Genomic DNA, 7,892 nt, shown 5'->3' with positions numbered 1-7,892 from the left:
CTTGGCTTACACTTTTACTAATTATTGCAGCTTTCACTAATATTACTGCTAATACCTTTGTAGAAGTTCCATCAGCAGCAACTTCCTCTTTATTGTTTATAGTTTTAGCAATAATATTTGGATTTTTAATTTATAGGAAGAACCTTCCTTTAGCATCTACTACAATAATAGGTGTAATATTACTATTTATATCTATATGGATCGGTATGAAATTTCCATTATCAATTTCTAAAGGAGCTTGGATATTCATATTATTAGGCTATATTTTTGTTGCTAGTATTGCTCCTGTTTGGTTATTGTTACAACCAAGGGATTACTTATGTTCTTTCTTGCTATATGCTCTAGCTATTGGTGGTATCTTAGGAATATTCATCGCTAGACCAAGTTTAGAACTAGAACCTTTTGTAGCTTTTAACCCAGGTAATAATCCTATGTTTCCAATGCTATTTGTTACTGTAGCTTGTGGAGCTATATCTGGTTTTCACTCTTTAGTTGCATCAGGTACTACTTCAAAACAATTAGATAAAGAAAGTGATGCAAAACTAGTTGGTTATGGTGGTATGCTAATTGAATGTATAATAGCTATAATAGCCATAATTACAGCAGGATATATTACTAAGGGTGAATTTACTAATTTACTTAATGATGGTGGTCCAGTTAATGTTTTCTCTAATGGAATTGGAAACTTCATGGCTACCTTTGGAATTCCTTTAACTGTTGGAACAAGTTTTGCTGCCTTAGCAGTATCGGCTTTTGCCATGACTAGTTTAGACACTTCAACTAGATTAGCAAGATTTGTATTCCAAGAGTTCTTCGAAGAATATAAAGGGGAAGGAAATAAAGAATCTGCACTTACTAATCGTTATGTTGCTACTTTAATAACTGTTATACTTGCAGGAATCCTGGCTTTCAAAGGCTGGGACGCTGTATGGCCACTATTTGGTGCTGCAAATCAATTGTTGTCAGCATTAGCATTAATGGCTTTAGCAGTATGGCTTGCTCATTTAGGTAGAGATAATAAAATGTTTACAATACCAATGGTATTTATGTTTGCTGTAACCTTAGTAGCTTTACTAATTATTATTAAAAATAATATATCTGGTGGTGAACCAACATTAGTTATATTCTCCATACTATTATTTATACTTGCAATTATACTTCTAAATGAAGCAAAAACCCATTTAACCAAAGAAAAAGAAAGAATTTAAAAGTAAATAAAATATAAAGCAACTAAGAACCTACCAATAAAAGGTAGGTTCTTAGTTGCTTTAATTCTTTTCTATATACTTATTAATCAAATTAATCAATATTAAAAGCTTAATATCATTAGTATTATTTGATTAATAGTTTAAACCTATGGCATATACAAAACCTAGCCACTAACTTATAACTTAGGTTACGAGAGTGCATAGCAAAGCTTTATATTTGCTGAAAAAATAGTTTTTATGTCGGAGCGATAATTTTGTTATTCACATAATACCTCTAGTATGCTGATATTTAAAGTTCAACTATTGAATTATTACAATTACATTGGTCTTGATTTAATTCTTCCTTAAATACATTAATAAAAGCTTTAGTTACTTTTTCCTTATTTGTCTCTAATGCACCTTGGATATCATGTAAATTTATAACTTCAGTCATACCTGTACACCAATTTGAAATTATTCCTACTGTTGCATAACACATACCTAGTTCTTTTGCCAAAACTACCTCGGGTACGTTAGTCATACCTACTACATCACCACCTAAGTTTTTAAACATATTAATCTCTTGGGCTGTTTCAAATCTTGGTCCCTCTGTACATACATAAACTGCATTTCCTACTATATATAATCCTTCTTTTTTAGCTATACTATAAAACTTTTCCCTTAAATTTGAACAATAAGGTTCAGACATATCTACATGTTTTACTGGTTCATCTCCACCTTCAAAAAAGGTCACTGATCTAGTTTTTGTAAAATCTAAAAAATCTCTTATTACGACAACATCACCTGGTTTATAATTTTCATTACATGAACCTACGGCAGCAGTAGCATAAACATATTTTACTCCGATTTCCTTCAAGGCCATCATATTAGCTCTATAATTTATTAAATGGGGAGGAACTGAATGATCCTTACCATGTCTAGCTAAGAAAACAATTTCCTCGCCATCAATTTTTAAAATGTCTAATTCTACTTCTCCATATTTAGTTTCTACTCTTTTTTTAGAACTATCACTTCCTGCATCATAAACTCCTGTACCTCCAATTATAGCCTTTTCCACATTAGGCACCTCCCTATTTTAATTTCATTATATTAGCCTTAAAAGGTGGTTTTACAATACCTTTTTCCGTTATTATTCCAGTTATATTCTCATTAGGCGTTACATCGAAGGCTGGATTATAAACATCAATTCCTTTTGGAGCAATTCTAACACCATTTATATGAGTAACTTCCTCATGACTTCTTTCCTCTATTTCTATTTCCTTTCCTGTTTTAATATCAAAGTCTATAGTAGTCGTTGGTGCTACTATATAGAAAGGAACATTATAGGCTTTAGCCACTACAGATAACATAAAGGTTCCAATTTTATTTGCAGTATCTCCATTAGAAGCTATTCTATCTGCACCAACTAAAATAATATCTATCTTACCATCTCTTATTAAAGTAGCTGCCACGTTGTCAGCAATTAACTTAGCTGGTATTTCCTCTTGGACTAATTCCCAAGCAGTAAGTCTTCCACCTTGTAGCCTTGGTCTCGTCTCATCGGCATATACAAATATATTTTTCCCAGTATAATGAGCTTCCCTAACTACCCCTAAAGCTGTACCATATTGAACAGTAGCAAGAGCTCCAGTATTACAATGAGTTAATATAGTATCTCCCTCTTTTATAATTTCATTTCCATATTTAGCCATAGTCTTATTTGTCTTAATATCTTCTTGGTAAATATCATTTGCCTCATTAATTATTTTTTCATATATCTCTTTTACCTCTAAATCTCTATTCCCTTCTATTAAATCTCTCATCCTCTTTATAGCCCACATAAGATTTACAGCTGTAGGTCTAGACTTATTCAATACATCTAATGCTTCATCTAACTTTTTTAAGAAAGTAATTTTATCATCATTAATAAATTCTTTAGCCGCTAAAACCACACCATAGGCTGTTGTTGCACCAATAGCTGGTGCACCACGTACTACCATATCCTTTATTGCAAAATCCACATCCTTATAAGTTCTACATTCAAAAACTTCATAAATAGTAGGAAGTTTTCTTTGGTCAATTAAGTACAATACACCATCTTTATATTCAATAGTTCTTATTTCTTTCATAGTTTTTCCCCCTTGAACTTTTTATTAGAGATTCTCCCTTACTTGTTTTAGGAGTCTTCAAATCATTTCTTAATTTAATTTCATTTTTAAAATACTATCCTTTCATTGCCCACCTATTTTAAATCTAATTAAAACATTTAATTATTCTATTTATTTTAAATTTAAATATTTCTGGCTAAAAATAACCATGGGAATAAAAAAGTTGGTATTATTTCCGTTATTGCATATTTCACTTGTCTTATATCTCATAACTCACAATATCATTTATTGAAAATTCCGTCAATCTTTGCTTTATGACAAATATTTTTTTACATATGATGTTAAAACACATTTATTTTAAACAATAAAATAAAACTAACAACTAATTCAAACTTATGGACAGTATATCAACCTAATGAATATAATTTAATAGCTACTACTATTTATCAAGAAAGGAGGATTATTGTGCCTTCAAGAGAGGATTATATTAGAGCATCTTTACAACTTAACTTGTTCTTTGGAAGAATAATGAAAGAACATTTAATATTTATGGAAGTCCCTTTATGCCGAAAATGTAAGGAACTAATGAGCTACATACAATAAATTTTCTTCTATCTATTTTCTTTTTACCACCTAATAATTCTTTACATATAATAAAAAATCCCAATATAAAAATAACTAGTATTCCTAAAACACCTATTACTCCCAATACTAAATTTATTCTTATAATTCCTATAATTTCTTCTAAACGCATATATGTTTCCTCTTTTCTTATATTATTATTTTTATCTTATAATAATAGTTATTAACTTACAAGATAGATATGAATAATAAGATAATTAAGGAGAGTAATATTATGGAAGGTAATAAAAGAACCCTATAAACCATAATGTTTTGAAGTTTATAAGGTTCTATACTATATTATTAATTCTAATATGTTAATTTTTAATCCTTTTTTTCAATTTCCCTACTTCTACTTTAGAAAGGCCAGTTGCTTTTAATACTAATGCTACTTCAGCTCCTTCTCTTAACAAGTTCTTAGCTATTTTTATTTTCTCTACCTGTCTTCCTTTTTCCAATCCTCTTTCTTCTCTCTTTTTTAATATACTTGTGGTAATAACTCCTTTCTCATCAAGCTTTCTTATTTCTTCTATTATATCTTCTTCTGTTGCATTATCATTTGTTAATTCTATATATTTTAAATATATCCCCCCATAGTATATTATTGTCTAGCTCGTTGCAGAACTCTACAACTCGCATATTTACTACTCTTTAATCTATTGAAATGGCTAGATTCCCCCCATTCTGGGTATATATTCATTAACAAGATGTGTATAACTCAAAATGAAAGAAAGGAGAATCCTATGCCAGTTTCAGCGAAACAATTAAACTTTTGCAATATTTCTAATAACTTCAATGCTTTCTATAATCAAAATCAAGATAATTTACTTTCTTTACTTGATGAATTTATTAATATTAGTGATTTTATCCCTTTTTCTTTTTACCAAAAATATTATGCAAAGTTTGGTACTAAAAGAGACTTTTCAATTGAATCTATGCTTAATGCTTTTATTATTAAAAATATCTTATCTATTCCTTCTATTGACCTTTTAATTACAATTTTATCTATTTCTTCTGAGCTTCGTCAGTTTTGTGGTTTTTTAAAAGTTCCTCATAAGTCTCAATTTTCTAGGTTTAAATCAGATTTTCTAGATAATTTTAATGATTTATTTAACAACTTAGTTGATTTTACTGAGGATATTTCTAAAGCTATTAATCCTTTTTTATCTTCTATTTTAATTACTGATACTACTGGAATTGAAGCTTACGTTACTGAAAACAACCTTAAATTTTATCAATCACAACTTAAAAAGTCTAAAACTTATTCTAATTTCCTTGCAAAGACTAATCCTAATTCAGGATTCGATGTTGAAAAGTATGCACAAGGTCAAATGCCGAAATTTGCTTCTTCTAATGCAGATGCAAAGCTAACTTATCTTAATGGTCATTTTGGATACTTTTTAAGATGTATTATTTCCACTAATGCTCTTGGACTTGTTAGGAATGTTAACTTTTATGATTCTGATAACAATCTTGATCAAGGTTTAAGGCCTCAGGATATTAAAGATTCTTTTGATTCTAAGTCTTTAATTCCTTCTTTAGAAACCTTTTTTCAATTGCATCCAAAATTTAATTACAATTACTTTTTAGGTGATTCCGGATTTGATGCTGATGATAATTATGCTTATCTTCATAAGAAAAACATTATGCCTATTATCAACTTAAATCCTCGTAATTCTCAAGGGTTACCTCAACCTGGATTTAATGAAATTGGTATCCCACTTTGTCCTAATGACCCCGATTTACCAATGGTTTATGATGGTATCACAAGGGAAAAAGGTAGAGCTGATAGAATTAAATATCTTTGCCCAAAGTCTAAAAAGGTCAACTTTGGTGGTAAACTTAAATATGTTTAAGTTGTGAAAATCCTTGTACTCCTTCAAAATGTGGTAGGATTAAAAACATTACTATTCATCATAATTACAGATTTAATTCTTCAATGCCTCGTGATAGCCTTAAGTGGCAAAAACTATATAGGCTTAGAACTATTTGTGAAAGATCAATTTCTCAGATTAAAAACTTTATACAAATCAAAACTTCTAAAGTTAGAAATACAATATCTTTAAAATCAGATGTATTGCTTGCATGTATTTCTCAGTTAATTGCTTTTATTCTTATTTTTAGAACTGGTAATTCAGATAAACCACTTGCTATTAAAAATCTAATAGCTTGATTTCTACATAGAATCAAAAAATTTAACTGGTTAAATTTAACCTTTAGTTTCTTATGTCTTTTTTTGTATATGTCTGATAGTTTAAATGCTTTATTGAAGTTTTAAGTTTTCTAATTGTGGATAACACTAAATATTTTCAAATTTACATTCTGCAACTATCTAATAAATATGATTGTATTTTCTTTAACTTTACTATACAATAATATTAATGATAAGTAAAACTACAATATATAATATCTGTATATAGTAAAACTTAAAACAAGAGGTGTATTATGGAAACTTCAAGATGCAAAGCATTTATGGCTTCAGTTGAATATGGCAGTTTTTCAAAAGCGGCGGAAGTATTAGAGTATACACCCTCTGGTGTGAGCCAACTTGTCAATGCTTTTGAAGATGACATGGGATTTCCCCTTTTAATAAGAGATAATAAGGGTGTTAGGCCTACAGACAATGGCCTCACAATATTAGCTGCCGTTCGAGAATTTTTATCACAGGAAGAACATATTTATCAACTTGCCTCTGAGATTAAGGGGTTAATTACCGGAACGATAAAGATAGGTACATACTCCAGTATAGCAATCCACTGGTTGCCATGGTTAATTAAACATTTTCAGCTCAATTATCCAAATATTAAAATTCAAATGATGGAAGGTATTCGCCAGGAAGTTACACAGTGGCTTGACAATAGGGAAATTGATATAGCATTTATAAGCTATATAGTTCCTATGGAATATAAATGGATATCTTTGGTCGATGATCAGATGATAGCTGTTTTACCACCAAATCACCCTATGGCACATCTTAAATCATACCCTATTGAAATGTGCAATCAAGAAAACTTTATTATGCCAGGATTAAGGAAAGATATAGATATACTCGAACTACTACAAAACCATGGACTAACTCCCAAAATTACTTTATCTACAGTGGAGAATTTTGCTGCTATATCAATGATCGAACAAGGATTGGGTATGAGTATAATGAACGAACTTACCACAAAGAATTGGCAAGCGGATGTGGTAAAACTGCCTTTAGAACCAGCTCAAGCTGTTAGCCTCGGTATTGCTTTTCATTCAATAAAAACGGTTTCGCCAGCTGCTAAACGTTTCATTGATTATTGTAGAGCAGCATTCTTATAAAAAAGAGGCGAAGACTATCGATCATAAGTTGACCGAAGACTTCGCCTCTTTGGGTTTCTTTATTTAATTTTAGATTTATATAAGTGATGCGTCATTGAACGGGCGACCAAAGGTATGCCCCTACGCATTGATATATCTCCATTGTAAGGGCTAGCCTTGCTGGCATGCTTCCTGAATATAATTCTACTTATGTTCATCTATAGTATATAAATCATCCATCTATTTATCAACCTAATTTTGTTAATTATCATCTATCATAACTGTAATTATCCAATGTCATCTATATTTTAGCCTATTTTTAAGGGTCAAAAAACGGTGTTTTTTCACCGATTTTTGACCCAAATTCCGTCCTTAAACCACTATATGTTGTGGTCAACTTCTACTTTTCGCCCTCTGAACCACAATACGTCATCAGAATTATACTCTCAACGTGTGTAGTCCCAACAAACATATCCATTAACCTCATCTTCTCAACCCTATATCCTCTCTCGCTGAACACCTTCAAGTCCCTGACCAAGGTAACTGGATTACAACTTACATAAACATATCTTTCAGGCCTAAAGTCGATTATCTTACTGATCGCCTTAGGGTGGATTCCATCTCTTGGTGGATCTATTACTATTAAATCTGGTTTTTCTTCTAGATTGTCCACTGCTTCAAGCAC

Annotated in this window: 8 protein-coding genes; 3 read left to right on the top strand and 5 right to left on the bottom strand. The window is 30.6% G+C overall.

Features of this window, described 5'->3' with window-relative positions:
• The coding region (locus VK071_01900) for a carbon starvation CstA family protein (protein ID HLR34062.1) at positions 1–1,208 on the top strand (1,208 nt) is incomplete at its 5' end.
• Between the two features lie 289 nt (positions 1,209–1,497).
• Here the strand turns inward: VK071_01900 and VK071_01895 are convergent.
• The 4 genes from VK071_01895 to VK071_01880 form a co-directional block, all read right to left on the bottom strand.
• Positions 1,498–2,265, bottom strand: coding sequence for an S-methyl-5'-thioinosine phosphorylase (locus tag VK071_01895; protein ID HLR34061.1), 768 nt, complete (start codon positions 2,263–2,265; stop codon positions 1,498–1,500).
• A gap of 13 nt (positions 2,266–2,278) precedes the next feature.
• Positions 2,279–3,316, bottom strand: a complete 1,038-nt coding sequence (mtnA, locus tag VK071_01890; protein HLR34060.1) for an S-methyl-5-thioribose-1-phosphate isomerase — start codon at positions 3,314–3,316, stop codon at positions 2,279–2,281.
• Between the two features lie 526 nt (positions 3,317–3,842).
• Positions 3,843–4,049 carry a hypothetical protein gene (locus VK071_01885; protein HLR34059.1) on the bottom strand — a complete coding sequence of 69 codons (207 nt, stop codon included), beginning with the start codon at positions 4,047–4,049 and terminating at the stop codon, positions 3,843–3,845.
• 184 nt (positions 4,050–4,233) lie between these two features.
• A complete protein-coding gene (locus VK071_01880) occupies positions 4,234–4,374 on the bottom strand; it encodes a hypothetical protein (protein HLR34058.1) in 141 nt (46 codons plus the stop codon).
• 285 nt (positions 4,375–4,659) lie between these two features.
• On the opposite strand from VK071_01880, the gene VK071_01875 reads away from it, so the two are divergent.
• Complete coding sequence (locus tag VK071_01875) at positions 4,660–5,772, top strand: transposase (GenBank protein HLR34057.1); 1,113 nt, start codon at positions 4,660–4,662, stop codon at positions 5,770–5,772.
• Between the two features lie 589 nt (positions 5,773–6,361).
• Positions 6,362–7,228 (top strand): LysR family transcriptional regulator, encoded by an 867-nt coding sequence (locus tag VK071_01870; GenBank protein HLR34056.1) that lies wholly within the window; start codon positions 6,362–6,364, stop codon positions 7,226–7,228.
• Positions 7,229–7,607: 379 nt separating this feature from the next.
• On the opposite strand, the gene VK071_01865 is transcribed toward VK071_01870, so the two are convergent.
• The coding region (locus tag VK071_01865) for a 23S rRNA (uracil-5-)-methyltransferase RumA (GenBank protein HLR34055.1) at positions 7,608–7,892 on the bottom strand (285 nt) is incomplete at its 5' end.

This window comes from Tissierellales bacterium, from assembly GCA_035301805.1.
Taxonomy (GTDB): domain Bacteria; phylum Bacillota; class Clostridia; order Tissierellales; family DATGTQ01; genus DATGTQ01.
Note: the sequence above shows the minus strand (reverse complement) of the source record. Positions and strands in the feature narration are given on the sequence as shown.

Coding starts and splice junctions, on each gene's coding strand:
- mtnA (HLR34060.1), bottom strand. CDS start 3,316: ATGAAAGAAATAAGAACTATTGAATATAAAGATGGTGTATTGTACTTA.
- VK071_01885 (HLR34059.1), bottom strand. CDS start 4,049: ATGCGTTTAGAAGAAATTATAGGAATTATAAGAATAAATTTAGTATTG.
- VK071_01875 (HLR34057.1), top strand. CDS start 4,660: ATGCCAGTTTCAGCGAAACAATTAAACTTTTGCAATATTTCTAATAAC.
- VK071_01870 (HLR34056.1), top strand. CDS start 6,362: ATGGAAACTTCAAGATGCAAAGCATTTATGGCTTCAGTTGAATATGGC.